The 25,973-nt window shown below is 66.1% G+C and carries 24 protein-coding genes; 14 read left to right on the top strand and 10 right to left on the bottom strand.

The annotated features are described in order from the left end of the window. Window positions 1-32: 32 nt before the first annotated feature. From FYC77_RS02735 to FYC77_RS02720, 4 genes are all read right to left on the bottom strand, one after another. Window positions 33-731: a protein sorting system archaetidylserine decarboxylase gene (locus FYC77_RS02735; RefSeq protein ID WP_149079976.1), complete on the bottom strand. Its 699-nt coding sequence runs from the start codon at window positions 729-731 to the stop codon at window positions 33-35. Between the two features lie 85 nt (window positions 732-816). Further along, window positions 817-1,203 (bottom strand): response regulator, encoded by a 387-nt coding sequence (locus FYC77_RS02730; protein WP_149079975.1) that lies wholly within the window; start codon window positions 1,201-1,203, stop codon window positions 817-819. 237 nt (window positions 1,204-1,440) lie between these two features. Further along, a complete protein-coding gene (locus FYC77_RS02725; protein WP_149079974.1) occupies window positions 1,441-4,272 on the bottom strand; it encodes a DEAD/DEAH box helicase in 2,832 nt (943 codons plus the stop codon). Window positions 4,273-4,466: 194 nt separating this feature from the next. Further along, window positions 4,467-4,988, bottom strand: coding sequence for a hypothetical protein (locus FYC77_RS02720; protein WP_149079973.1), 522 nt, complete (start codon window positions 4,986-4,988; stop codon window positions 4,467-4,469). A gap of 335 nt (window positions 4,989-5,323) precedes the next feature. On the opposite strand from FYC77_RS02720, the gene FYC77_RS02715 reads away from it, so the two are divergent. The 4 genes from FYC77_RS02715 to FYC77_RS02705 all read left to right on the top strand — a co-directional run bounded on the left by FYC77_RS02715 (window position 5,324) and on the right by FYC77_RS02705 (window position 7,231). After that, window positions 5,324-6,346, top strand: coding sequence for a PGF-CTERM sorting domain-containing protein (locus FYC77_RS02715; protein WP_149079972.1), 1,023 nt, complete (start codon window positions 5,324-5,326; stop codon window positions 6,344-6,346). 54 nt (window positions 6,347-6,400) lie between these two features. Next, window positions 6,401-6,622, top strand: a complete 222-nt coding sequence (locus FYC77_RS02710; protein ID WP_149079971.1) for a hypothetical protein — start codon at window positions 6,401-6,403, stop codon at window positions 6,620-6,622. A gap of 121 nt (window positions 6,623-6,743) precedes the next feature. Next, the gene (locus tag FYC77_RS20320; RefSeq protein WP_202911761.1) at window positions 6,744-6,908 is read left to right on the top strand and encodes a hypothetical protein; all 165 of its coding nucleotides are present in this window, start codon (window positions 6,744-6,746) and stop codon (window positions 6,906-6,908) included. Between the two features lie 62 nt (window positions 6,909-6,970). Continuing rightward, window positions 6,971-7,231, top strand: coding sequence for a hypothetical protein (locus FYC77_RS02705; RefSeq protein ID WP_149079970.1), 261 nt, complete (start codon window positions 6,971-6,973; stop codon window positions 7,229-7,231). 62 nt (window positions 7,232-7,293) lie between these two features. Here FYC77_RS02705 and FYC77_RS02700 read toward each other — a convergent pair whose 3' ends face one another. The 3 genes from FYC77_RS02700 to FYC77_RS02690 form a co-directional block, all read right to left on the bottom strand. After that, complete coding sequence (locus FYC77_RS02700) at window positions 7,294-9,855, bottom strand: DEAD/DEAH box helicase (protein WP_149079969.1); 2,562 nt, start codon at window positions 9,853-9,855, stop codon at window positions 7,294-7,296. Next, window positions 9,852-11,423, bottom strand: a complete 1,572-nt coding sequence (locus FYC77_RS02695) for a ribonuclease H-like domain-containing protein (RefSeq protein ID WP_149079968.1) — start codon at window positions 11,421-11,423, stop codon at window positions 9,852-9,854. Before FYC77_RS02695 ends, FYC77_RS02700 begins: the two co-directional genes overlap by 4 nt. A gap of 72 nt (window positions 11,424-11,495) precedes the next feature. Then, window positions 11,496-12,728, bottom strand: a complete 1,233-nt coding sequence (locus tag FYC77_RS02690; protein ID WP_149079967.1) for an iron-containing alcohol dehydrogenase family protein — start codon at window positions 12,726-12,728, stop codon at window positions 11,496-11,498. Window positions 12,729-12,858: 130 nt separating this feature from the next. On the opposite strand from FYC77_RS02690, the gene FYC77_RS02685 reads away from it, so the two are divergent. Further along, window positions 12,859-13,788, top strand: coding sequence for a hypothetical protein (locus FYC77_RS02685; protein ID WP_149079966.1), 930 nt, complete (start codon window positions 12,859-12,861; stop codon window positions 13,786-13,788). Window positions 13,789-13,902: 114 nt separating this feature from the next. Here FYC77_RS02685 and FYC77_RS02680 read toward each other — a convergent pair whose 3' ends face one another. Next, a complete protein-coding gene (locus tag FYC77_RS02680; RefSeq protein ID WP_149079965.1) occupies window positions 13,903-14,700 on the bottom strand; it encodes an endonuclease V in 798 nt (265 codons plus the stop codon). 94 nt (window positions 14,701-14,794) lie between these two features. Further along, window positions 14,795-15,724 carry a rhomboid family intramembrane serine protease gene (locus FYC77_RS02675; protein WP_149079964.1) on the bottom strand — a complete coding sequence of 310 codons (930 nt, stop codon included), beginning with the start codon at window positions 15,722-15,724 and terminating at the stop codon, window positions 14,795-14,797. A gap of 349 nt (window positions 15,725-16,073) precedes the next feature. Here FYC77_RS02675 and FYC77_RS02670 point away from each other — a divergent pair, with 349 nt between their 5' ends. The 9 genes from FYC77_RS02670 to FYC77_RS02630 are packed head-to-tail and all read left to right on the top strand — an operon-like array spanning window position 16,074 to window position 24,715. Beyond that, on the top strand, window positions 16,074-17,111 hold the full coding sequence (locus FYC77_RS02670) for a monovalent cation/H+ antiporter subunit E (protein ID WP_149079963.1): 1,038 nt from the start codon (window positions 16,074-16,076) through the stop codon (window positions 17,109-17,111). Beyond that, the gene (locus FYC77_RS02665) at window positions 17,108-17,389 is read left to right on the top strand and encodes a cation:proton antiporter (RefSeq protein WP_149079962.1); all 282 of its coding nucleotides are present in this window, start codon (window positions 17,108-17,110) and stop codon (window positions 17,387-17,389) included. Before FYC77_RS02670 ends, FYC77_RS02665 begins: the two co-directional genes overlap by 4 nt. 14 nt (window positions 17,390-17,403) lie before the next feature. Then, the gene (gene mnhG / locus FYC77_RS02660; RefSeq protein WP_149080114.1) at window positions 17,404-17,814 is read left to right on the top strand and encodes a monovalent cation/H(+) antiporter subunit G; all 411 of its coding nucleotides are present in this window, start codon (window positions 17,404-17,406) and stop codon (window positions 17,812-17,814) included. Continuing rightward, window positions 17,811-18,359 (top strand): DUF4040 domain-containing protein, encoded by a 549-nt coding sequence (locus FYC77_RS02655; RefSeq protein WP_149079961.1) that lies wholly within the window; start codon window positions 17,811-17,813, stop codon window positions 18,357-18,359. The genes mnhG and FYC77_RS02655 overlap by 4 nt, the downstream gene beginning before the upstream one ends. Beyond that, window positions 18,359-18,853, top strand: coding sequence for an MnhB domain-containing protein (locus tag FYC77_RS02650; protein WP_149079960.1), 495 nt, complete (start codon window positions 18,359-18,361; stop codon window positions 18,851-18,853). Before FYC77_RS02655 ends, FYC77_RS02650 begins: the two co-directional genes overlap by 1 nt. Then, window positions 18,846-19,217, top strand: a complete 372-nt coding sequence (locus FYC77_RS02645) for a cation:proton antiporter subunit C (RefSeq protein WP_149079959.1) — start codon at window positions 18,846-18,848, stop codon at window positions 19,215-19,217. Before FYC77_RS02650 ends, FYC77_RS02645 begins: the two co-directional genes overlap by 8 nt. Then, complete coding sequence (locus FYC77_RS02640; RefSeq protein ID WP_149079958.1) at window positions 19,210-20,820, top strand: proton-conducting transporter transmembrane domain-containing protein; 1,611 nt, start codon at window positions 19,210-19,212, stop codon at window positions 20,818-20,820. The genes FYC77_RS02645 and FYC77_RS02640 overlap by 8 nt, the downstream gene beginning before the upstream one ends. Beyond that, window positions 20,820-22,886 carry a proton-conducting transporter transmembrane domain-containing protein gene (locus tag FYC77_RS02635; RefSeq protein WP_149079957.1) on the top strand — a complete coding sequence of 689 codons (2,067 nt, stop codon included), beginning with the start codon at window positions 20,820-20,822 and terminating at the stop codon, window positions 22,884-22,886. The genes FYC77_RS02640 and FYC77_RS02635 overlap by 1 nt, the downstream gene beginning before the upstream one ends. Then, window positions 22,883-24,715: a Na(+)/H(+) antiporter subunit D gene (locus FYC77_RS02630; protein WP_149079956.1), complete on the top strand. Its 1,833-nt coding sequence runs from the start codon at window positions 22,883-22,885 to the stop codon at window positions 24,713-24,715. The genes FYC77_RS02635 and FYC77_RS02630 overlap by 4 nt, the downstream gene beginning before the upstream one ends. Before the next feature lie 93 nt (window positions 24,716-24,808). On the opposite strand, the gene FYC77_RS02625 is transcribed toward FYC77_RS02630, so the two are convergent. Next, the gene (locus tag FYC77_RS02625; protein WP_202911760.1) at window positions 24,809-25,972 is read right to left on the bottom strand and encodes a tyrosine-type recombinase/integrase; all 1,164 of its coding nucleotides are present in this window, start codon (window positions 25,970-25,972) and stop codon (window positions 24,809-24,811) included. Between the last annotated feature and the right edge of the window lies 1 nt (window position 25,973).

The raw sequence follows: 25,973 nt of genomic DNA, 5'->3' as shown, positions 1-25,973 counted from the left end.
GGGGCATGGATCACCTCCAGACGCACGGGCGGTTACCCCATGGCGGGGTCGTCGTCATCGGGTGGCGAGACGTCGATCTCGAGGTCGCCACGTTCGACCGAACCGGCGTCGAGGACCACCGTCTCCCCAGCCGTCGTCGAATCGCCCCGTTCGACGGCGACGTCATCTACGTCGACAGTCGGCGGGAAGAGGAGATCGACTCGACTCCCGAACGCGATGTGGCCGATCCGCTGGCCCCGCTCGAGATCCTCGCCGGACTCGACGTAGGGGTGGATTCGACGGGCGAACGCGCCGGCGATGAGGGTCACCTCGGCGTCGCTTTCGGAGGTGTCCGCCGAGGGAAGGTTCGGCGAGTCCGTCTCGAGGCGAGCGTGGACCCGCTCGTTTCGATCGGACTCCTTCGAGAAGGCGGGTCGGTGTGCACCGGAGACGTGTTCGACGTCCACGACGCGGGCGGCGACCGGGGCGCGGACGACGTGGACGTGCCAGACGTTCATGAAGACGCCGAGGCGAACCCGGTCGCCTTCCTCCCGTAGGACCGAGACCGTGCCGTCGGCTGGCGAGACGACGCCCGTCGGTGGCGGCGTTCGCTCAGGATCTCGGAAGAACGCGAGCGTTGCGACGGCGAGTGCGAGCGCGACGACGCTCGCCGTGACGCTGATGACGAGCGCGAACGGCGCGGCGAGCAGGGGAACGACCGCGTACTTCCAGGCCCCCGGCGCGAAGTTCATGTCGAGGTAGACGGACGCGACTCGTATGGCCGTTACGGACGGTTTGCGATCTCCACGAGGGGGCGTCCGCCGCGGTCTGACGACGTCACTCTCCGGCGGCGATCGCGAGTCGAATCCGGTTTGCGAAGACGTCCATCCCGCCCGTCGCGCCGCTGCTCTTGCTGACGAACGCGGAAACCCCGGCCTCGAGGGCCTCCTCGGCGAGTGGCTCGAGCGGGTTTCCGGTAAAGAGGACGAACGGGACCTCGTCGCCGTCACCGTTGATCGATTCGGCGAGTTCGATCCCGGTTTCGTCCGGGAGTTCGTACGTCGAAACGACGCAGTCGAAATCCGACTCCGCGAGGGTGTCTCGAGTCTCACTCGCCGAGGTGACCGTTTCGATCTCGAAGCCGTGTTCCGACTCGAGGGTCTGGCTGACGTGCTGTGTGATGAAATCGCTGTCTTCGGCGAGGAGAACGGTGTACGACGACATACGTATCGAGAAGTGACACAGGTCCGTCTAATAATTCTTCTTGCAGATCGTATCAGACTCCTATCCTTATCAGCGTATTTCGCCACTACTCACCCCGGAAGAAACGTAACTGCGGGGATACTGGGGACAAAACGGGGTGGTGAAACTCGTCCTCCAGCGCCCCCGACACCACTGTCAAATATACGTCACTTCTTCGGGACGTAACGGTCGTTCCGAATTCGACCCGGTCGGTACCCGTCAGTCCCAAAACGACTGCGTTCGCGCGTATTCACGCTCCTTTGAGAGGACGTCCCGGTAGAACTCGGATTCGTCCTCTCGGTGTCTGTTGATGATCTGGGCCGCGTTGTGCGGGCCGACGCCGCGGGCGGCCATCGCGATCACGGCGCGTTTGCCGTGACTCTGGACGAGACTCGCGCTCCGGAATGCACGCTCGGTCATCCGCTCTTGTTCGTCGTCTTTCTTCTGGGCGCGAACGGCGTCGACGACCTCGTCGGCCCACGGGTTCAGCGCCGCGATCCGAGTCGATCCGCATTCGGGACACTCCGGCTGGTCGCGGACACGTTTTACCTTCGTCCTGGACTTCCACTCCGTGCAGTGGGTACAGAGCAGAATAATCCGGTCGTTCTGAATCCGCTCTCGGACCGTCTCGATGACGCTCGCGTCGGCGTTCTCGGGGGCCAGCAGCTCCTTACCCGACGATCGTCCGCCCTGTCCGATTGCCGTCCGCCCGCGGTGGCACATGACCTCGAGGTCACCCGACTGGATCGCCTCGAGGACCGAACTCGCTCGCTCGACGGCCAGGTCCTCGTGGAACACCTCCCGGATCGCCTCCTCGTACATCGGAGTGTCCTCGAGCGCCGAGAGCAGTCGTTCGTTCGAGAGACGACCCGACCCCTGCCAGCGTTTGAGCGCGCCGAACTTCCCCGAGACCTGTGCGAGCCGAAAGGCGAGGGCGTCCGAGCGCTTGAGCCCGAGTTCGACGATCGCCTCGACGTGATCCGGATCCGTCTCGGTTAGGACTTCGAGGACGTCGCTGGTCGCGATCGAACTCGGCACCTCGAGTTCGATCCGGTAGGGATCCGTCTCGAGGGCAACCGACGAACCGGCGCGCTGGCCGAGCAGCGCCGAGAGGATCCGCCCCAGCGTCTCGTTGGCCATGTGGCCGAAGCAGGCGTTGAGGACGACGGTTCGGCCCCGACGCTCGAGAACGAGGCGGTCGGCCGTCGGCATCGGCGCGTCGGCGTCGACCTGGCGCTCGAGTTGGCCACAGGCCTCGGTGAGCGTGTACTCGTCGCCCGGATAGCGGCCCGCGAGCTCCCGACCGACCGCCGCCCCGTCGGCCCCTGCCTCGAGTTGGGTGGCGGCGACGCCGCGGATCTCGCCGACCTCGCCGGCGACGGCGGCCGGAACCGGGATCTCCTGGCCGATCCACGACGGCACCTCGCCGGCAGGGTCCTCGATCGGGCTGACCTTGACTCTGGCCTCGTCGTCGTCGATCTCGGCGATCCGCCACATCTCGCCGCGCTGGACGAACACCTCGCCGGGTCGGGCGAAGTTGACCACGAACCGCTCGTCGAGCGTCCCGATCTGGGTACTCGAGGCGATGTCGTGGACCTCGTAGGTCTCCTCGTCAGGGATCATCGAGAGATTCGCGTAGACGTACTGCCACGTGCTGCCGCTCGTTTCGATCCGGTTCTCGCCCTCGTCGAACCAGACGATCCGATTGCGGTGGAGTTCGGAGACGACGTTGCGAAATCGTTCCTCGGAGAGATCCCGAAACGGGTACGCGCGACGGATCGTCCCGTAGACCTCGCTTGCATGTCTCGAGCCGCGGCTCTGGACGATGCCCGGAATCTGGTTCGCGACGACGTCGAGGCTCCCCTCGTGAATCGCCGCCGGTTCGACCTCTCCTGCACGGGCGCGTCTCGCGATGGCGAGCGCTTCGAACGTGTCGTCGGGACGGGTCGTGACGATGGTCCCGCTCGAGACTTCGTCGCGTCGATGACCGGCACGGCCGATCCGCTGAAGCAGTCGGGTAACCTGTCGCGGGCTCTTGTACTGGATTACGTGATCGACCCGGCCGACGTCGATCCCGAGTTCCATCGAGGACGTACAGAGCAACCCGTCCAGTTCGCCGGCCTTGAACCGGTCTTCGACGTCGATCCGGGCCTCCTTCGAGAGCGAGCCGTGGTGGACGCCGATCGGCAACTCGAGTTCCGTAAAGCGGGAGCCAAGCGCCTCGGCAGTCTGGCGGGTGTTGACGAAGATCAGCGTCGATTCGTGTTCGTCGACGAGGTCGCGGATCAACCGAACATGACTCGCGGTGTCCGGTTCGGTCATCAGCCGCCCTGCGAGTTGCTCGTCTTCCTCGGTGATCTCCGGTTGGCGGACGGCGACGTCGACGTTGCTCCCGACGTCGATCTCCCGTATCTGGCAGGGTCGGCCGCCCGTGAGGAAGTTCCCGACTTCCGCGGGGTCGCCGACGGTCGCCGAGAGTCCGATCCGCTGGATCTCCCCCGCCAGATTTCGGAGTCGCTCTACGCCGACCGCGAGCTGGGCACCGCGTTTCGACGCCGCGAGTTCGTGGACCTCGTCGATCACGACGTGGGAGACGTCCCGAAGTCCTTCCCGCAGCCGCTCGCCGGTCAGCATCGCCTGCAGCGTCTCTGGCGTCGTGATCAGGACGTCCGGCGGATCTTCGGCCTGCTTCCCTCGTTCGTACTGGGTCGTATCGCCGTGGCGAACCGCGACCTCGAGCTCTAGGTACTCACCCCACCACTCGAGGCGCTCGAGCATGTCGCGGTTGAGCGCTCGAAGCGGGGTGACGTAGAGCGCGCCGAACCCCTCGGGCGGTCCCTCGCCGTCGACGAGGTGGTCGAAGACGGGGAGCATGGCCGTCTCGGTCTTGCCACTCCCGGTGGGCGCGATCACGAGCGTGTTCTGGCCGGCCGACAGCGGTGGAATCGCCAGTCGCTGGGGTGCTGTCGGCGTCGAGAACCCGCGCTCGGAGAGCGCATCACGAACCGTCGGTCCGAGGTGCGTAAAGGCGGCTACGTCCCCGTCGCTCATTCGAGATACGGTAGGGGAGACGGCCGGTTAAGGGCCACGTTATTCGTCGATCCCGGCCCGTCGTCGCGCTATAGTAGCCACTGAAAGTCATTGCACACCCGCTCTCGATAATCTACCCGGAGACCGCCCAATCGGGTCGGTCTCCGGGTGATGGCTGCGAGCGATGTGTAAATCGTTTCAGTTGTTACTATAGCTCACTCCTCCTCTTCGGTTTCGTCGTCCGATCCCTCCCCGTCGATCACGTCGGCCACGTCGTCGTCGATCGCCATCTCACCGGGTTCGGCTCGTTCCTCGCGCGCTCGCTCCTCGATCTCTTCGGGCGACCGTTGCTCGTCCGTCACGTCCACGTTCGTCTCCGCGTCGTCGATGACGTCGGCGGCGGATGTCTCGTCAGCGGAGAGCTCGTCGGCGTCCTCGTCCGACGCGTCGGGTTCGTCCGACTCTCCGATGGGAATCTGCTGGAACTCACCCGGAACCGCGTTCGACGTTCGATCGCGAACCGCCTCGAGCGACGGTGCCAGGTCGCGTGCGTTCTCCACTGCGGTGTCGTCGGCCCGGTCGAGATATCGGACGACGAGGTATCCGACAGCGACGAGACCGACCGCGAGTGCGACCAGTCGTCGCAGGGACGTGTCTCGAGACCCCGGTTCGGTCGTCTCGCCCTGTCGTTCGTCGTCGGTTGGCGGCCCCGCTCCAGCGGTGAATCGAGAGCGCATCGAGCGTCGTACAGCCTCGAGTCGGAAGTCGGTTCGGGGTGATCCCGCAGGCGGTTCGTCCCGCGGTCGGCAAAACCGGTCGAAGGCACTCCGTACCTGCGACTAGGCGGAGCATATTTAGAACCACGCACTCGGAACTTCAGCTGAATGATTGGTCCTCATCCACGACAGTCACGGCCCCCGAACGATGGCGGCGTCGGAACCAGGCGGCCGGTCGATACGGTCGAGCATCGGCGGACCGCCGACCCGCGAGCACCAGCCAGTGAACCGAAAGCAGACACCGCCGAACCGAGACCACGAGGCCGGTCCAGCACGTGGCTGCTCGTGAGGTGACCATGCGCGAGAGTCGAGACGCCAGGTTGGTCGTTCCGATCGGTGCGGTCGTACTCGGAGTGCTCGTGGCGAGCGGCGCCGTTGCCGGTGTCGCCGCTTCGCCAGGAACGCCCGCCCCGGTCGCCCAGTCGACGAACGATACTCCCGTTTCCGAGCAGACGTACGAGGAGCCAGTGCCCGAACCCGACGATCCGTACTTCGAAGCGACCGCGGAGGACGGTAGCTGGATCAGCTACGTCAATCCCCGCGACGAGTATCGGGTGCCGTATCTCGGCGACGGCTCCGGAAAACTCTGCGTCACGCTCCTCAACGAAGCCGGCGAACCCGTCGTCGGCGAGTCGGTCTCGGACGTGACAGCGACGATCGACACCGGCGAGGAACTCGAGTGGCACAGCCACGCCGACCCGTTCGTCGTGGAGTACCCGCTGACGGAGAACTACGACCGCCCGCTCGACGCCGACCAGTTCGGTACCGATCCCGATCTCCCACAGGGCGACGGCTACCTCGATTCGCACTGTCTCGAGTGGCACGGCCTGCCAGAGGACGAGACGGTGGCCTACGGCGAGATCGAACTCGAGGGTGACGACGCCGACAGAATCGAGGTCGTCGGCTACGTCCAGCAGGCCCACGATTCCTGGGATACGGACGTCGATCCGCTGACGGAAGCACAACCGTACGAGGAGGCTGGCGGCTGGACCTACCTCCCCGACGGCTCACACGGGCAGGCAGTCGTCGTGTTACAACTCGACGGCCAGGATCTCGAGACGTCCACGGACGACGGTGGCGAGCAGGGCGGCGATGCGGACGATACGATCACCGACGCCGACGATACGATCACCGACGCCGACGATACGATCACCGACGTCGACGACCACGAGTCGGTCGACTCGGACGACCGGGCGAGCGAGGGAGATGACACCGAAGCGGACGACTCCGGTGACGAAAGCGACAGAATGCCCGGATTCGGCGTCCTCGTCGCACTCCTCGCGCTGACGGTCGCCGCCGTCGCGAGCCGGCGGTGGTGATCTCGAGCGAATCACGTACGCTTTTACTGATCGGTCCCGGAGCATTCGAGGACGATGAATTCCGACGCCGAGAGCGGAAACCCACGCGTTCCGATCGTCTGTCCCGAATGCGAGACCACCTCGCGCGTCCCGCTGACAGATCTCGCCGACGCGATCGAACGGCACAACGACCAGCTCCACGACGGCGAGGGGGTCGCCGAAGTCGACCCGGACGTCGCAGACCACATCGCCGACCTGATCGCGACGGAGCTCGGGTTGCTCGAGGACGGCGCCTAATCTGTCGCCTTCGCCCGTCTAATCACGTTTCGTCTCCGGCCGAGTGACTCGAGGAGCCATCGCGACCTCACGCCGAATAGCCGGCGGTCGATTTATCGACGACGACGCGTTCTCCTCATGTATGGCTCGCTCGAGTCACACCTGTGTCTGTGGCGCCGTGTTGCAGTTCAAACAGGATCTCCGAAAGGAGCCGGGAACGACCGCTCCGACGTGGAAGTGCAAGGACTGTGGCACTCCGGTTCCCGGAACAGTCGCCGAGAAAATCAGCCATCAACACCCCTCGTGACCGGAGCCGGTGGCCGGACCGAAGCACACATTCGTCTCCGAAGCGAACGAGAGATCAGGCACATGTCCGAGGACACCGACGACTGGATGGCACCACCGGACGAGTACATCCTCGAGGAGATGCAGTCCGACGACGTCTTCTCGCCGACGCACATCGAGGAGGCCGACATCTGTCGCGGTCCCGATGCAGCCTACCGATGTCGCGAACTCGCGAAACGCGGACTGCTCCGAAAACACGCGCCGGGCCTGTACGACATCACCGACCTCGGCGAGCGCGTTCTCGAAGGGTCGGTCGATCCGGACGAACTCGAGGCCGAGGACTGAACTTCGTCGCGACGGGGCGACGAGCCTCTGACCCCCGGCGAAACAGCCGGGTGGCGGTGCTCTCAGGACACCGATGCGGGAGGGCGTCGGTCGTCTCGGTCGCCGTCGTCGGGCACGTCATCCACGTGCGCCGATTCGCCGTCTACGTGTGCCGGTTCGTCGTCTTCGTGTACCGGTTCGTCCTCACCCTCGAGGAGCGCGTCGATGACGGCCGTCGCCGCCGGCGAGTACAGCGGTTTGTTGTCGTTTCCACACCGCGGGTCCATCAGGCAGGCCGGACAGCCGTCGTCGCGGCCACAGCCACAATCGACCATCAGCGCTCGAGCGCGTCGGGTGACGTCCTCGAAGCGCTCGTAAATCCGCCGCGAGAAGCCGAGTCCGCCGTCGACGCCGTCGTAGATGAACCAGCCGCTCCTGTCGGGGCGGTCGGGGAGGCGATTCGTCGCCAGCCCGCCGAGATCCGCCGGATCGACGGTGAGTTCGAGCGGCGTGACGGCGATCATCGCGTGTTCGATCGCGTGGATACCGCCGAGGTAGCCGTGCAGATGTGGTGGGATCTCTTCGCAGTCCTCGTCGAGGTAGTCCGCGTGTGCGTCCGTCACCGCGCGCTCGAGGGCTGGCGGCACCTCCGCCCAGCACAGTTCGGTCCGCATCTCGAGAGGCGACACGCCGGTTTCGAGGCCTGCCTCGATCGTCTCCCCGGTCGATACGTCGCGTTTCGCGTACTTGTTGTAGCGCGCCGTCACGGTGCCGTACCCCCGGTTGAGCCGAAACGCGCCGACCCGTCGTGAGTCGCGGATCTCGGTGTCGTAGATCGACACCTGCCGCTGGGACTGCGTGTAGTAGTCGACGTCGACCGACTCGAGTTCCACGTACGGCTGTGGACCGTCCTCCCGGAGTTCGCGGACCTGATACTGCTCGCCGCGATAGCGCACCGTCGCCCCCTCGTGGTAGTCGCGATAGGCACGGGCGCGGCCGATCGGTTCGTGGTCGAACGACTCCGCGCCAGCGAGGCGAACGTCGAAGGCGTTCCCGCCCGCCGCGTAGAGACTCACCGCGTCCTGGGGCCGGTCCCGGTGGGCGTAGCTCACGCCGCCCGCGAGCGTCCCCTCGAGGTCGCCCGTCCGACGGCCGTACTCGACCGCCTGCCGGAGTCGCTCGATCCCACCGAACCGGTCGGCGTCCTCGCGGGAAAGCGGGAGTTCCTGGGTCGCACACCGGACGTGCTGGAGGTAGACCGGATTGTTCTCGAGGTCGACCACCGCGCGTTCGGGCTCCCCCTCGAGTACGTACTCCGGGTGCTCGAGGACGTACCTGTCGAGCGTCGAGTATCTGGGGACGAACGCGAGAAGCGCCTCCCGTCGACCGCGACCCGCGCGACCGAGTCGCTGCCAGAACGACGCGCGACTCCCCGGATGCCCCTGGAGTACGGCGCCGTCGATTCGACCGACGTCGATCCCGACCTCGAGTGCGCTCGTCGTCGCGACGCCGTCGAGCGTTCCGTCCGCGAGTCGGGTTTCCGTCTCGCGGCGCGACCGGGCGCCGTGGCCCGCGTTGTACGCCGCGAGTTCGACGTCACCGCGGTCGGGCAGGGAAGGTGTCTCGAGATAGTCGGTCGCGCGATCGACCGCGAGTTCGGTTCCTTTCCGCGACCCACAGAACAGCAGACTCGAGACGTCGCTGGCACACAGATGCGCCCAGAGCTCGGGTGCCTCGACGGTCGCGGGACGTGTACCGGCAGAGCGGTCGTCGCGGCCACGCCCCTCACCGAGATCAGCGGAATCGGCCGGGGACTCGTCGTTCGATGGCGGCTCCCAGAACACCAGCTGTCGGCGGCCGCTCGGCGAGCCATCGTCGTCGATCACCGTCGCCGGCTCGCCGGTCAGCGCGCGGGCGTGTTCGCCCGGGTTACCGATCGTTGCGCTCGTCAGGACGTACTGTGGATCGCCGCCGTACCACTCGGCCACCCGGCGCGCTCGTCGGAGAATCCACGCGGCGTGCATCCCGCTGATCCCCGTCCAGGAGTGGGCTTCGTCGACCACGACGAGCGAGCAGTTCGCGTGAAACGCCGCCCACCGGTGGTGACCCTCGAGGTACTGGTTCAATCCCGCGACGTTGGTGATGACGACGTTCGACTCCTCGCGGATCCGCGATTTCGTCTCGGGGTCGGTGTCGCCGTCGTAGACGCCGACCGAGACGTCGACGCCGAGGTGCCCAAACAGCTCCTCGAGTTCGCCCCGCTGATCCCTGCTGAGCGCCTTCGTCGGATAGACGAGCAGCGCCCGCACGTCCGGGTCCTCGAGGTACTGCCGGGCGATTTCGAGACCGTAGACGTACGTCTTCCCGGAGGACGTCGAGGTCGAGACGCAAACGTTCTCGCCCGCCCTGAGCGCGCTGAGCGCCTCGGCCTGATGACTCCAGAGGTCGACCTCGAGTCTCGACGCCAGCTCCGCGGGCAGAACCTCCACCGCGGGAACGTACTGTGGCTCTCGTTCGGGAATCGTGAACTGGTCGCGAATCTGCCCGTGGTATCGGCCGGCCGGGTAACTCGCAGCGAGTTCCTCGCCCGAAAGCGCGATGCCGTCGCCAGAAATGACGTCGTCGTCAGGGACGTTCGAGTTCATGAGTCGAAATCGGTTAGTCCGGTCTGAGTCGTCGCGTCGGTTCGCTCGTCTTCGGATTCGCCGGCTCCGCCCGCCGCGCTCCTCGAGTCGGAGTCGGCCGGCGGATCGGCCTCGGCGAGCGCGTCGTACACGGCGGCCAGTTCGCGAACGTCGGCCTCGCAGTAGCGACGTGCCCGTTCCCAGTCGATCCGAGGTTCGCACTCGAGTCGGGTCTCGTCCGCGCAACGGCTCGGTTCGTCCGCCGAACGGTTCGATTTCCCCGCCGAACGGCACGGGTCGTCCGCGTCGGGAGCCTCGAGCAGTCGACGTACCCGCGTTGCGAACGTTCGGCCGTCGACCGCCTCGGCGTCGGCCGCTCGCTCACAGCCGAGTGCCCTGGCGACGTCCTCGAGTCGGTTCGTCCGTCCCGGCAGGACGGCGTTGTCGCGCCGGATCGCCCAGTCGTAGGGATCGACCGTCGAGACGTGCTCGGTCCAGTACTCGCGGTATTCGGGCGCGTACCGGGCGACGAACCGCTCGAGGTGGAGAAAGTCGAACTCGTAGCCGTTCCAGGCCGCGAGAACCGGTTCGTCGTACGTGGCCGCCAGCCAGTCGACGAACGCCCGGGTCGCGGTGCCTGGGTCGGTCCGTGACGGATCGCTGTCCACGAAATCGACGTACTTCCTGCGGTTCGGATCGAAGACCCCGATCAGGGGGATCACCGTCGGATGGAGCCCGTCAGTCTCGACGTCGACGAACAGCGGATCGCACCCGACGGGGGACACCGGATCGTCGGTTCGACGAACCACGCGGGACTGCTCGAGCGCACGAGCGCTTCGCTGTATCGCGCTCGCCGTCGACTCACCGATGCCGCGGATCGAACGCAGGTCGGCGACCGACGCGTCGGCGACCGCTCTCCTCGAGTCGTACCCTCGATTTCGAAGCCGTTCTGCGGTCGTCGGGCCGACGCCGGAGAGCGCACCCAGCCCGAACCGGTCCGCAGGAACGGACGAGACTGTGACCGACCCGTCTGCGCCGAGGCGGAGACGGGCGAGTTCGGCTGCTCCGGATCGACGGATCGGACCGAGTCCGCGGAGCGGAAGCCGAACCGATCCCTCCTCAAGTTCGCGGCCCCAGACGTGGTCGTAGCTCGCCGGAAACGAACCAGTACAGAACACCGTTTCGGTGGCGGACTCGCGCTGATAGTCGGCGATCGTCCCGAGTCCCTCGAGTTCCACCTCGAGCGCGACGCGGTCGGTCGTCGGCGCCAGGTCCTCGCAGACGACGTAGTCGGCGTCCGGCGGAACGTCCGCAGACGCCCGGTTTTCGAGGAGTTCGATCGAGTCGGCGAAGACGACCGAGTTTCCGGCGACAGTCTCGGTCCGGCACGTCGCGGAACCGCCGGGCGCGATCACGGGACCGTCGAACGCGCGCCGAATTCGGCTCGCGACTCGGACGTCGGCCCCCTCCCAAAGGACGTAGACGAGGTCGGGATCGGCGTACTCGAGCAGGTCACAGAGTGCGGGCTCGTCGGCGTACTCGAGCGCGTCACAGCCCAGAGCGAGCAGGTCCGCGCCGCGCTCGGTCATGGACACTGGATACCGGCGGCGGGTGATAAGACTCGTGGTCGGGGACGCGGTCGGCGGCATCGACCTGCCGCGCTACCAGGCGTCCTCGAGAATACCCTCGATCTCCTCCCGCGAGGGGTCGAGTCCCGGCGGTGCGTTGGCCATGAACGAATCGGCGAGAATACTCTCGGCGACAGCGGGGAACTCGTCGGGGTTGGGGCCGTCGACATCGCGGAGTCGGTCGGGGAGCGCCAGCGCGTCGCGAACGTCCTCGACGGCCTCGAGGATCGCGTCGTCCGGATCAGCCGGGTCGTCGACGCCGAGCGCGTCCGCCAGGACGGTCGGCCGAACGTCGACGCCCTCCGCCTCGAGGAGGTACTCGAGGACGTGGGGAACGACGACGGCGTGGGCAGCTCCCTGCTGGACGTCGTACGTCCGCGTCAGGCCGTGGCCGAACGCGTGGACGATCGAGATCGTCGTCTCGCCGGGTCTCGAGATGCCGTACTGGACGAGGACGGTCCCTTCGACGATCGTCTCGAACGTCGACAAATCGCGCTCACCCTCGCCGAACGCGCGGAGGCCGTCGACCAGCGAGCGCAAACCGCGGGATGCGGTCGCGTCGGTTACGGGCGTGGCGTTGCTCGCGTACAACGTCTCGAGACCCTTGTCGAAGCCGTTCATCGCCGAGCCCGCGAGGATCGGTTCGGGCGTCGTCGCGACGAGTTCCGGATCGCAGACGGCCGCGGCGGGCATCAGTGCCGGGCCGGAGATGCCGCCGCTGACCTCCTCGTCGACGAGGCCGGAGTCGGGCGCGGCCGTCACGCCAGCGACTTGTGAGAGGTCTGCACCCGCAAGCGTCGTCGGGACGGCCACGATCGGGAGCAGTCCCTCGTCGGGAACCGGAATCGTCCCCGTCTCGGCGAACGCTCCGGCTACCGCCTCCCGCGGCCGATCGAGCGCCGCGAGCGTGCTCACCACCTTCGCGACGTCGAGACTACTTCCGCCGCCGAGACTCACGAGGACGTCGACGTCCTCACGCTCGGCTCGCTCGAGGCCGTCGACCGCCGTCTCGAGGCGCTTTTCGGGGGTCGTCTCGTCGAAGACGCCAGCCAGCCGATCGCCGAGCCCGCTCCTGACGGGATCGATGACGTCCGGCGTGGTACCGACCGTCGAGCCACAGACGACCAGCGCGCGTTCGAGACTCTGGCGCTCGAGTTCGTCCTCGAGGTCGTCGACGCAGCCGGAGCCGAACCTGATCGTCGCGGGATCGTACTCGAACCGAAACGCCCGGTCGCGCCCTCGATCGTCCGTCCGCGTTGCAGTCATAGGCGTGCCTACGAGTTGAGCGGTGTTAAAAGCGCGAACGGCGGCGAGATACGCGACGTCGGATGTCGAAGACCACTATCCTCGGGTCACTACCGTAATTCATTTGACCGACAGGTCTGACAAACGAACGATGCCCTCCACACAACTATCTTCCAGACGGGCGTTTCTCGCCTCGAGTGCGATCGGCCTCGGTGCCGTTCTCGCGGGATGTGTCGAACCCGGTGGTGCGTTGACGATGACGCCCGTCGAAACCGACGAGGAGATCGGAGCCGAGGCCACGCTCTCGATCGAGTCGGATCGCGATTCGGAGACGACTGCGTTGCTCGAAGCTGCCCACACCGACGGGGAGGCGACGGTCGACGGCGAACGGCCACCGTTTCGTCCTGATCGTCCGCTCGAGTTTCGCGGGGCCGTCTTCGAGGCCTCCTTGGCGGTCGTCGACGAGCGGACGGAGACGGGATACGTCGTCACCGCGACGGTCGGTTCCGAAGACGTCGGCGATCCAGAAATCGCGTTCGAGGATCTCCCCGCCGTGGATCGGTCGGCGCTTGAGGCGTTGCCAGAGCGCGTCGATGCCCACCAGGGCGGTGACGACCCGGAGACGGGTGCCGTCTTCGAGTACGATCGAGACGTCGACCTCGAGGCGTCGGCGCTCGTCCCCGATTCCGACTACCAGGTGATCGAGGTCGACGGAGAATCGGTCGAGGTCGAGAGCCGCGAGACGGAGACCGCTGTCCACACGTATCGGTACGAACTCGAGGAGCAAGCGTCGTCGGTGGCCGAGTACGGCACACAGCTTCGTCGACGAACCGTCGTACTCGACTCGCTGACCGACGACGAACGGGAACTCGTCGAGGAAGCCATCGAGGATGGCCGTGCGGTCGTCGACCGAGACGACGAAGCGTTCGTCTCCGTTGGCGAGCGATTGCTCGAGGAGGAGCCGATCTACGAGGACGAGTACACCGGGGAGTGGCTCGTCGAGTACGAGGGCGCACTCTACTGGACGGAACTCGACGCACTCCGAACGCAAGAGCTCGTCGAGCAACTCGACGATGGGTGAGAGGTTGGCTCTCCGTCAGTTCCGTGGAACCGACGAAAGAACCCCATCTCGACAGTAGACCGTACGAGCCGTTGCTCGCGCCCGTGTTATCCATTCGGGTTGTGATCGTCGATCTCACGTCCGTCCACGTTCGCGTTTGGCCTCGTCAGCGTAGGCGTCGGCCAGCCGAATCGGCTCCGGGAGTTTGTACGACGTCGCGAGGTCGAAAGCGACGTCTGCGGCCGTCTCGGCGCTGACCCGGTGGCCAGGGCTGACGTACAGCGGGTTGATCGACCGATTCGGCGAGTCGTACTGTCTCGTCTGGACCGCGTAGCCGAGCACCGTCCCCTCGAGAGCGTCGACTCGCTCGTTCGCTTCGATCGGGACGCGTACGCCGGGCTGGCGGTTCTCGAGGTCCCCGCGAGGCGTTCCACACAGCAAGCTCTTCGCGACGCCGACGCTCGGTGCGTCGAGGACGACGCCGACGTGGGTCGCGATCCCAGCCTGACGGAAGTGGATGCGCCCGCTCCCGTCGAACAGGTAGCAGTCGGGGTCGACGGAGAGTTCCTCGAGCGCTGCGAGGATCGGCCCGCCCTCCCGGAACGCGAGCAGACCCGGTACGTAGGGGATCTCGAGGGACGTTACGGCGTGGACGCGCTCGATCACCTCGCCGCCGCGCATGGCGACGACCGCGCTCAGGGCGCGTTCGGGCTCGGAATCGAGGAGAAACGACTGGTCGACGCCGGCGACGATCGGCGTCTCCGCACCCGCCGCGGCCGCCTCGAGCGGGCTCGAGAGTGCCTCCAGATCGACCTCGAGTGAGTCTTCGAATATCGCGGCCTCGGCGATCTCCCGCTGGAGCGATTCCATCTCCTCGCGGGAGAGGTCGGCCTGTGGGGCGAGATCGGGGCGTGGATCGTGAGACGTGACCATCGGTTAGCGGTCGTAGGGAGGGGACGAAAATCAGTGTCCGGGTTGATAAGTGGCCTCGAGTCCGATCGTCGGTTCCGACCCACAGCAGACCGTATCAGAACCGTCGGCGTCCGCCGGGACCGCCGGGACCGCCAGGACCGCCGGGTCCACCGGGACCGCCGCCGCCGAGTTGGAACTGGCTCGGCGCGCGAACGTTCTGCGTTCGTTTGACGTACTCGCCGTAGCCGAGGCCGACGACGAGACCGACGAGGTGGGCCATGTGGGCGACGTTACCGCCGCCACCCGTTCCGATGAAGATGACGCTGATGACCGCCGTACCGGCAGTCAACAGCCAGATCGGGACGGGGAGGATGAAGTAGAGGTAGACCTTGAGACTCGGATTCAACACCGTGATAACGCCCATAATCGCGAGTGCGGCACCGCTTGCACCGAGGACGCCGGCGATCCCACCCTGGAATCCAGTGATAGCAACCTGACTGAGGCCGGCGAGTGCGCCGCTGACGACGAACAGGATCGCGAACTTCTTCGAACCGACGTAGCGCTCCACGAGCGGGCCGAAGAAGAATATCACGATGCTGTTGAAGACGATGTGCATCAGGCTGCCGTGGGCGAAGACGGAGGTGACCCAGGTCCAGACGAACTCCGGATTCTGTGGCGTCAACACGAACACCATCCGGTGGACGCCGGCTCCGAAGATCACCCCAACCAACTGCTGGGCGACGAACGTGAGCCACATCAGTGCGAGGAACGTGTAGGTCATGTTCCCGCGGAAGTAACTTAACGGCCCGCCGGGACCGGTGTCGATCGGGAGTTTCCCGCTGATTCCCGACCGGCCCGAGGACCCCCCGTTTTGCACGCTATCGTCGAATCCGCTGTCGAAGACGCCGTTCGGATCGTTCCAGTCCTGGAGGCCGCTACAAGAGTGATTCTCCGGCAGCCTGTGGTCGGCACAGTAGGTTCCGCCGCAGTGCCGACAGTTGTAGGGCATGCTTTCGTCTTTCCCACACACGTCGCACTTGGCCATTGACCGGGGGTATGTGTGGCACGGCTAAGGGATTTGGGGTTCACTGCAGTTCCGCCCGTCCTGTGACGCTCTGTCACACGATTCGATCGTGTCTCGCGGCCTCGTATCGTGGTCCACGCCCGATGGGTCGTGGGTCTATACCCCGTCGGACGCCGTATCGACACCCTATTTCTTGACGTTCGTCAACGAAATCTCCGATAGAAGTGAATGATACGAGGGTTGGTTCGGAGTAGATCTCCGAAAGGCGAACGCTGTCGGATAACGAAACCGTTTTCCTACGGCTACCGCTTGAGTCGACTAACAATCAGAGCCATGAGTAATCGACGACGACCACCCGGAGGGACGTACCGTGGTGGATAACCGACTCCTCGTACCGCTGTCGGAGACACCAACCGTTCGGCAGACGGTCGGCTACGCCGTCCAGTCCGGACTCGAGGACGCAGACGAACTCGAGGTCCACCTCGTCGTTGCGTTACCGTACGACGCGGAGGTCCCCGAGGGCGAACAACAGATCTCGGAGGCGAAACAGCTGCTCTCGAAGGCTACACGCTGGGCCGCGGAGGATGCCGGAAACGCGGACGTAACGCTCGAAACCGAGGTCCTCGGAACCGACGAGTATCTGTTCGGCCCGCGGGACTACGCCGACGTCTTCGGGTCGTACGCCGACGAACACGACGTCGAACGGATCGTTCTCGATCCGGAGTACAAACCGGGCGTGACGTCGTCGATCCTCCAGCCACTCGAGCGCGAACTCGACGCCGTTGGTCTCCCCTACGACGAGGCACCGGTCGAGCGTCCGGCTCGCCACGAGCGGCTGGTCGGGACGGGGACCGAACGGTTCGACCGGTACTTCGCGCTGTTCTGGATCTCCTTTGGCTTCTATCTCGTATTGGGCGATCCGACCTACTGGTTCGATCTCGTCACCGGCGTCGCGGTGGCGGGGATCGTCTCGTTCTCGCTCGCGAACGTGACGTTTTCCTTTCCGCTCCACCGGGTCGAATCGCCGCTTCGGACGCTTCGATTCGCGATCTACGTCCCTTACCTCATCTGGGAGATCGTCAGGGCGAACATCGCCATCTCTTATGTCATCCTCCGGCCGTCGATGCCGATCGAACCGGTGGTGACCCGCGTCGACGCCCGCGTCAGAAGCGGGCTCCCGCTTCTCGCGCTCGCGAACAGTATCACGCTTACGCCGGGGACGCTCGTCGTCCGGGCGAACGATCAGCGACTGATCGTCCACACGCTGATCCCACCAGCCCGCGAGGACCTCTTCGACGGATCACTCGAGCGCGCGGTCAGGTTCGTCTTCAACGGCCGCGCGGCGGCCAGAATTCCGACGCCGCGTGAACGCGGCGACGCGGAGATCGTCGGAGGTGACGAGGTGTGATACCGACGTCGATCGAGGAGATATTCCTCCTCGCGGCGGCGCTGTTCGTCCTCCTCGCGATCATGATGTTCTACCGTGCGGTCGCCGGACCGACGACCCAGGATCGGCTGCTCGCGGTGAACGTCCTCGGGACGAACACGGTCGTCATCCTGGCGTTGCTCGCGGCGGGACTCGACGAGCCGTGGTTTCTCGACATCGCGTTGATCTACGCGTTGCTCAACTTCCTGATGGCTGTCGCCATCTCGAAGTTCACGGTCGAACGAGGTGGCGTGCTGTGATCGACGCGATTCCGATGGGCGAACAGCTTCGCTTCGCCGCGATCGTGATCCTCGTCGTCGCCGGACTGTTCTTTACGTTCGTCTCGGCCGTCGGCGTCCTCCGTCTGCCCGACATCTACGCGCGGGCACACACCGCATCCCAGGCGGACACGCTCGGCGCCGGACTCGCGCTCGCGGCCGTCGCGCTCGCGCTGGGCTGGCAACACGCGACGGTGTACACCGTCTTGCTGTTGTTCTTCGTGTTCATCACGAACCCGACCGCGGCCCACGCGATCGCCCGCTCCGCGGCCGAATCGGGAATCACACCCGTGACGAGCGAGCCGACTGCGACCGACGGCGGTGAGCGGGCCGACGACGGCCCAGCCGACTCGAGCCCGAACACCGACGGAGAGGACGGATCGACGGGCGGAGGTGGGTCGGCGTGAGCGCCGTCGCCTACACGCTCGTCGTCTTCATCCTGCTGGCGGCAGTCGCGACCGCCCTGTTCCGAGACGTCCTCTCGGCGATCGTCGTTTTCGGCGCGTACAGCCTGGGGATGGCGATCCTCTATACGTACCTGCTCGCGCCGGACGTCGCGATGACCGAGGCGGCGATCGGCGCGGGCGTGACGACGATCCTGCTGTTGTTGACGATCGCGCGTACGACTCGCCCGTCGACCGACCGGCTCTTCGAGCGGGTTCACCTGCCCGCGGTCGTCGTCGTCGGTGCGTTCGTCCTCGTGTTGTTCACCTTGTTGCCCGACATGTACGCCGTCGGCGATCCCGACGCACCGATATGGGGCGGCGGGGTGTTAGCGGAGACGCCGTCGGTCTACTACGTCCAGAACACGTTCGCCGACACGGGCGCACAGAACGCGGTGTCCGCGGTGCTTGCCTCCTACCGTGGCTTCGACACCTTCGGCGAGGCGGTCGTCGTCTTCGCTGCCGGTGTCGCCGTTCTCCTCGTGCTGAAACGGGAGGTGTTCACGTGATGTCCCGTAGTGATACCCACGGCGATACGTACACGGAGAGTCAGGTGATCATGACCACTGTCAAGATCATCGCACCGTTTACGCTCACGTACGGAGCGTTCCTGAGCCTTCACGGCGCCGATACGCCCGGCGGGAGCTTCCAGGGGGGTGCGATCATCGGCGTCACCGTCCTCATGCTCGCGTTCGCGTTCGGCATCGAACCGACCCGGCGGTGGCTCAAAAACTCGGTCGTCGTCGGCCTCGTCACCGGCGGCGTCGCGATCTTCATCGCGACCGGTCTGGCGACGATCGCACTCGGGGGAAACTTCCTCGAGTACGACGCGTTCGTCGAGACGTTCGGCATCGCCCATTACTGGGGAATGGAGGCGATCGAGGTCGGCGGCGTCGCGCTGATCGTCGCTGGCGTCGTCATCACCCTCTTTTTCGCGACGGCGGCGGGCTTTACGCCCACCCGTCGCGAGGAGGGCATAGAGGAGGTGAGCCAGGATGATTGAGATTCTCGCGAGTCGCTACGCCTACGCGTTGATGTTCGTCCTACTCGGGATCGGCATGTACATGATGATCGCCAACGAGAACCTCGTGAAGAAGCTGATCGGCGTCAACCTGTTCCAGACGGCGATCTTTCTGTTCTTCGTCTCGGTGGCCTACGTCCAGGATGGGAAGGCTCCGATCGTGCCGGACGATCCGGCTCCCGGCGAGTTGGCGATGGCCAGTCCGCTTCCGCACGTGATCGTGCTGACCGCCATCGTCGTCGGCATCGCCCTGACCGCCGTCGGCCTCGCGCTCATCGTCCGCATCCACGCGGAGTACGGAACGCTCCGCGAGGACACCCTCCGGGAGGTGCGTGCCGATGAGTAGCGTCGAACTGTTACCGGCCTTGCTGGTCGCGATTCCGATCCTGCTCGCGGCCGTCCCGATCGTCCTCGGGCTGCGATACGACCGAACCGGCTGGTCGGTCGCCGCCGTGACGACGGTCGGGCTGGCCGCCGCGACGATCGCCCTCGCGAGCGCCGTCTACGCGGACGGCCAGGTCGTCCACGTGCTGGGCGGCTGGGGCGAACCGCAGGGGATCGGCATCGAACTCGTCGCCGACGAGTTCTCGACGCTGATCGCCGTACTCGTCACCGTCACCGCCGCGGCCGTCCTCGCGTACACCCGCATCGGCGGCCCGCGCGGGAACACGTTCTACGCAGGCTACCTCCTGCTCGTCGGCGGCCTGCTCGGGCTCTCGATGACCGGCGACGTCTTCAACATGTTCGTCTTCCTCGAGATCGTTGGGCTGGCGACGTACGCCATGATCTCGAGCGGCGACGGCCCCGAATCCGCCGTCGCGGCCCTGAAGTACCTCATCTTGGGAACCGTCGGCGCCTCGCTGTACCTGATCGGCGTCGGCTTCCTCTTTATGGCCACCGGCGCGTTGAACATGCAGGTCCTCGGCGAGGCGATTCCGCAGATCGCCGAGGCCGGCGGGGGCGACCTGACGCTGCTTCATGCGGCGTTTGCGTTCATCTTCGTCGGCTTCGCGCTCAAAGTGGCCCAGTGGCCGCTTCACACCTGGCAGCCCGACGCCTACCAGCACGCCCCGGACGGCGTGACGCCGGTGATCGCGGCGCTGGTCTCGACGGTCTCTGCGTACGCGCTCGGACGCGTGATGTTCACCGTCTTCGGCGTCGACTTCCTCGTCGCCACGCCGTATCTCACCGAAATCGTCGTCGCGGTCGGCTCGATCAGCGTCCTCGCGGGGAGTACGCTCGCCGTGATTCAGACCGACGTCAAACGCATGTTCGCGTACTCGTCGGTCTCGCAGTTCGGGCTCGTCGTCGCCGCCTACGGGCTCGTCACCGAGACGGCGTTGCTCGGCGCGATCGTCCACCTGATCGGTCACGGGTTGATGAAAGCCGGACTCTTCGTCGCCGCGGGCGTGATCGCACTCGGCTACGGCGCACGAACCGTCGACGAGTACGCCGGCCTCGCGGATCGACGGCCGATCCCCGCCGCCGCGACGGCCGTCCTCCTGATCGCGCTGATCGGTATCCCGCCGTCGGTCGGCTTCATCGGCAAGTGGTACATCGCCGTCGGCTCCGTTCAAGCGGAGATGTGGCCCGTCGCCGCCGTCGTCTTCCTGAGCACCATGCTCACGCTCGCCTACGCCGCCCGACTGCTCGAGAAGATGTACTTCACGCCGGCGTCGGCCCTCGAGTCGCCACACGGCCCGGGAGCCGTCGCGACCGACGGCGGTGAACGAACGGACGGCCACAACACCGCCGACGCCGGAGCCGAATCGATCGCCGCGGACGGCGGAATACTCGTCGGCTCGAGTTCCCGTGGATCGCCCGACTCGGTCTCGTTCGGTATGCTCGCGTTGCTGGTGAGTACGGCAGTGCTCGCGGTTGTCCTCGGCTTCGCCGGTGGGACGTTCGCGGACCTGCTCGGTCCGTTCGTCACGGAGGTGTTTAACTGATGGCTGAAGAATCAATCCTGCCGCTGGCCGCGGTTCTCGTCTCGGCTCTCGCGGTGTTCCTGATCGTCGCGTCGTATCGGTACCCGAACGTCCGTGAGGGGTGGTCGGTCCTCGCGGCGCTCGTGAAGTTCGGCATCGTCGTCAGCATGCTGCCCGGCGTGATGGACGGCACCGTCTACGAGTGGAGTCTCGCGAACTCGCTCGGCGTGGAGTTCCTCGCCGGCATCGACTTCGTCCTGCGTGCCGACCCGCTCGGGATGCTCTTTGCCCTGCTCGCGAGTTTCCTCTGGATCTTTACCTCGTTTTACGCCGCGGGCTACATGCGCGGGCTGGACGAACAAGCCCAGACCCGATTCTTCGCGTCGTTCGCTGCCAGCCTCTCGACGGCGTTAGGAATCGCCTTCGCCGGCAACCTGGTGACGATCTTCCTCTTCTACGAACTCCTGTCGTTGGTCACCTACCCGTTAGTCGCTCACAACGAGGACGACGAGGCCCGCATCGCCGGCCGAAAGTACCTCGCGTACACGTTCTTCGGCGGCGGCGTCTTCTTGCTCGCCGGGACCGTCCTGACCTACTGGCTCACCACCAGTGCCGATCCCGCCGGTGAGGGTACCCTGGCGTTCGAGACCGGCGGTATCGAACTGCTCGCGGACGCCGCGGCGGCCGAACCCGTCTTCGCACAGGCCGCCTTCTTCCTCCTGATCGCCGGCTTCGGCGTCAAGGCCGCCGTAATGCCGCTTCACTCCTGGCTCGCCGACGCGATGGTCGCGCCGACGCCCGTCTCCGGGCTCCTTCACGCCGTGGCCGTTGTCAAATCCGGCGCGTTCGGGGTGGCTCGAGTCATCTTAGACGTCTTCGGGCCGGGGTTGGTCCACGACCTCCCGCTGTCGGTGCCCGGCGTGGGGGAGGTCGGGCTGAACGTCCCGGTCGCCATCCTCGCCGCCTTTACGCTGACGGCGGCGAGTATCATCGCACTCCGGAAGGACCACCTCAAGCGGCGGCTCGCGTTCTCGACGACCGCACAGCTGTCCTACATCGTGCTGGGGCTGTCGATGCTCCATCCCTTCGCGATCCTCGGGGCGCTGTTTCACATCCCCGCCCACGCGTTCGGGAAGCTCACGCTGTTCTTCTGTGCGGGCGCGGTTCACGTCGAGACCCACACCGACTACGTCAGCGAGATGGCCGGTATCGGCAAGCGGATGCCGCTGACGATGTCCGCGTTCGCAATCGGCGCGGCGGGGATGGCCGGCATGCCGCTGATCGCCGGCTTCGTCAGCAAGTTCTACATGCTGATCGGCTCCGGCACCGTCGGCGGCGGCTACTGGATCTTTTCGACCGCGCTGATCGTCTCCGGTGTCTTGAACATCGCCTACCTCTGGCCTGTCGTCTACACGGCCTTTTTCGAGAGCGAGGACCGCCACGACGCCAAGCCGCTGCTCGAGTTCCCGCCGGGCGGTAAACGCGAGTCGTACGTCGCGGACGACGCGGTCGCAACGGACGGCGGGACCCCTACCGACGATGATGATGATGCCAGTAACGACGAGAGTGCCAGCGACGGTGACGATGACGACGAACACGCACCCAGCGGCCAGCCCCGTCCCGTCGACGACGCCGAGGGCGATACCGAGGCGAAGGGTGCGGGGACGCCCCTCGAGTCGGACGAAGATGACTCCGATACTCACGACGAGCCAGAAGACGACGATGACGAGTACGAACACGCCGTCGACCGGTATCCGAGCGACGCCGACGTGCCGGGCGGTCACGGTGCAAGCGGCGAACCCCACGAGGGTCACCCCGACGAACACCACGACCACGGCGACCACCACCACGGCGGGCCGCCGGCCGGCGGCTGGAAACGACACTCGCCGTTCACCGAGAGCACCTGGCTCATGATCGCCCCAATCAGCATCATCGCGGCCGGCGCGATCACGCTCGGAATCGTTCCCGACTACGCCGTCTTCCTCGAGTTGGCCACCTACATCGTCGAGGGCGTCTTCGGGGTCGAAAGCTTCGACGAGCTCGGGAGTCTTTCGCTGGCTGAGGCGATGGAGGTGAGCCGCGAATGATCGAATCCGACCTGCTGACGATGGCCTACCCGCCGCTTCTCGTCTTCGCGGCGGCGTTGCTCGTCCTCGTCCTCCCGCGGGCGCTCGGCTTTGCCGTCGCCGCGCTCAGCCTCGCGGCCACCGTCGCCGTCGCCTTCTTCGCGCCGGAGGGTGCACACCTGACGACGACGTTTCTCGGCTTCGCCGACATTCAGCCGTTCTACATCGACGAGTTCACCCGGATGGTCGGCGGCGGCCTCGGGTTCCTCGGCGCGTTCGGCGTGATCTACGCCTACTCGAGCGACGCACCACGGGTGATGGCCGCGTTCGCGCTGGCGTACGTCGCGTCGGCGCTCGGCGCGGCGTTCGCCGGCGACTGGCTCGTCCTCGTGTTCATGTGGGAGATCATGGCCATCACGAGTACGCTGCTCGTCTGGCACCACGGTGGTGACGCGGTTCGTGCGGGCTACCGCTATGCGATCGCCCACGGCATCGGCGGGAGTCTGGTGCTGTTCGCGGTGATCGCCCAGTACGCCATCACGGGCTCGTTCGCGATGGTCGACGCCGCTGGCGAGACGGTCGGGATGGCCGACGGCCTCCCGCTGTTGCTCGCCGTGCTGGGAATCGGCGTCAACGTCGCCTTCGTCGGCTTCCACACGTGGCTGCCCGACACCTACCCGCGACCGCACTTCGCGGCGTCGGTGTTCCTCGCCGCGTTCACGACGAAGACGAGCGCGTACGTACTCTTCCGGGCGATTCCGGACGGTCACCTGCTCCTGGCGTACATGGGCGGCGCGATGGCCGTCTACGGCGTCGTCTTCGCGTTGCTCCAACACGACATGCGCGCGCTGCTGTCCTATCACATCCAGGCCCAGTTGGGGTACATGGTCGCCGGGATCGGGATCGGCACGGCGATCGGCGTCGCCGGCGCGATGGGGCACCTGTTCAACAACGTGCTGTACAAGAGCCTGTTGTTCATGGCCGTCGGGGTCGTCATCTACCGCACCGGTGAGAACGATCTCTACAAGCTCGGCGGACTCTGGCGCGAGATGCCGATCACCGCGATCGCGTTCGCCATCGGCGCACTCTCGATTACCGCCGTTCCCGGCTTCAGCGGCTTCATCAGCAAGGGGATGGTGCTCGACGCGGCCGATCCGGGCTACTACGGCGCACCGGAGTACCAGGCGCTGTACTGGCTGTTGTTCATCGGTGCAATCGGCACCTTCCTCTCGTTCATCAAACTCGGCTACTACGTCTTCCTCCACGGACCCGCCGAGCGGACGGTGAAGGATGCGAAAACCGGCCAGACGGTCGCGATGTTCTCCGTCGGCGGCGCCTGTGTAATTCTCGGCCTTCCCGTCGTCGGCTGGCCGGTGTTCACCGATCTGTTGCCGTTAGTGGACGGAGTTACGGTGACGCAACTGGATACCGCACTCAACCCCTACAGCGCGGGTCACCTCACCGATGCGGCGATCCTGATCGCCGTCTCCGCCGTCGGCTTCAAACTCATCCGTAAACCGCTCTCGAAGCTCGATTACTCCGATCCCGCGTTGATCGTCAACCCGGCGACCTACTACACCGGACGCTACACGATGCTCGGTGTCACCGACCTCTACGCCGCCGTCGACGCCGCCGTCGTCGGATTCGTCAAACGCTGTTACTGGCTCGGAAACAACCCGGCGCTTGCGGTCGACGAAGCCGCTCGACGCGTGCCGGGACTCGAGGTCGAGAAGCGCCAGCCCGCCGACGGCGGCCGGCCGTCGACGATCCACCTGCGCACGAGCATCGGAACCACCGTCTTGCTGTTGACGATCGTTTTGACGGCAGTCCTCTGGGTGCTCGTCACCTGACCGCTCAATCGTTTTCACAGCCGAACGGATCCCGGTGTGCGGGTTGGACCGAAACGAACTATCGTACTGACAAACTGAAGAACTAACGAACTGTTACTCGCTGGCTTCGTCCTCGAGAACGGATTCGACATCGACGACTGGCCGCCAATCGGCCGGAACGGCGATCGTCCGGTCTGCGGTGGGAGTACGTAACGCTGGCTTCGACCCGGTCGCCTCCCTGCGAGAGCGATCGTCATCGAGGTCGCTTCGAACGCGCCGCGGCGTGAGGGGGACGCCATCGGCGTCGACCCCTGCGTCGGCACAGAGACGCTTCAGCACCGACCGGGCCCCCTCGGTCGTGATCGCTGGCGGCGCAATCGCTCGCTCACGTGCGAGTTCGATCGCTGTGCGGTCGGCAAACAGCGCGTCGATCTCCTCGGCGTCGTACCCGCGTTCGTCGAGTTGCTCGCGAACGTGGCGGGCGATCGACGGCGCGTGGCGAGTCGGAAACAGCGGCCAGTCGTTCGTCGGCGGATCGAGAACGACCCGGTAACGTCGAAGTGGCGTTCGGGCCTGTGCGAGCATCGTGACCTCCTCTGCCCGCTGTGTTCGCCCGAGAACCCGGATAGTCCCGGTGTAGAAGTCGACATCCTCCCAGGTCGCGCCGGTCCGCCGGTCGTCCTCGGGGACGCGAAACAGTTCCGCCCCGCGGGCACCCGAGTGAGCGAGTACGGCGACGAGCGCGTACTCGCGCAGTCGCGTCAATCGTTCCTCGACATCGAACGCGTCCGCCGTCGCCTCGAGCGCCCGAGCGCGAACGAACCGCTCGAGACGGCGACGGTGATCGACTGACTGGCCGTCGTCACCTCGGCCGTCGGCGACGTCCGAGTCGTCGGAGGGTAACGCCGACGCGGCCGACTCCGTTGCCGCCGGGTTCTCCGGAATGATGGCGCCACCGACACACCACGAGAGAAACGCCCGGACGACGGCGAAGTAGGTTCGTGCACTCGAGGCCGTGAAATCGCCGCGATCCGTGCGTTCCTCGAGCGATCGAGCGTACGACCGCAGGTGGGCCGTCTCGAGTGCGACGATCGAGTCGACGTCGTGGTCCCGTGCGAGCCAGTCGGCGAACCGTCGGAGGATCGACTCGGCGTTGACCGCGTACGCACCGGCTCCCGGACCGTCGGGGTCGGCGACGGCCTTCCGCTGGAGGTAGGCGTCGACCGCGTCGTCGACGGTGACGTCGGTCACCCGACCGTCACCCCGTCGGACGACCACC

Source organism: Natrialba swarupiae (assembly GCF_008245225.1).
Classification (GTDB): domain Archaea; phylum Halobacteriota; class Halobacteria; order Halobacteriales; family Natrialbaceae; genus Natrarchaeobius; species Natrarchaeobius swarupiae.
The sequence above is the reverse complement of the archived record's forward strand: the minus strand, read 5'-3'. Positions and strand labels throughout refer to the sequence as shown.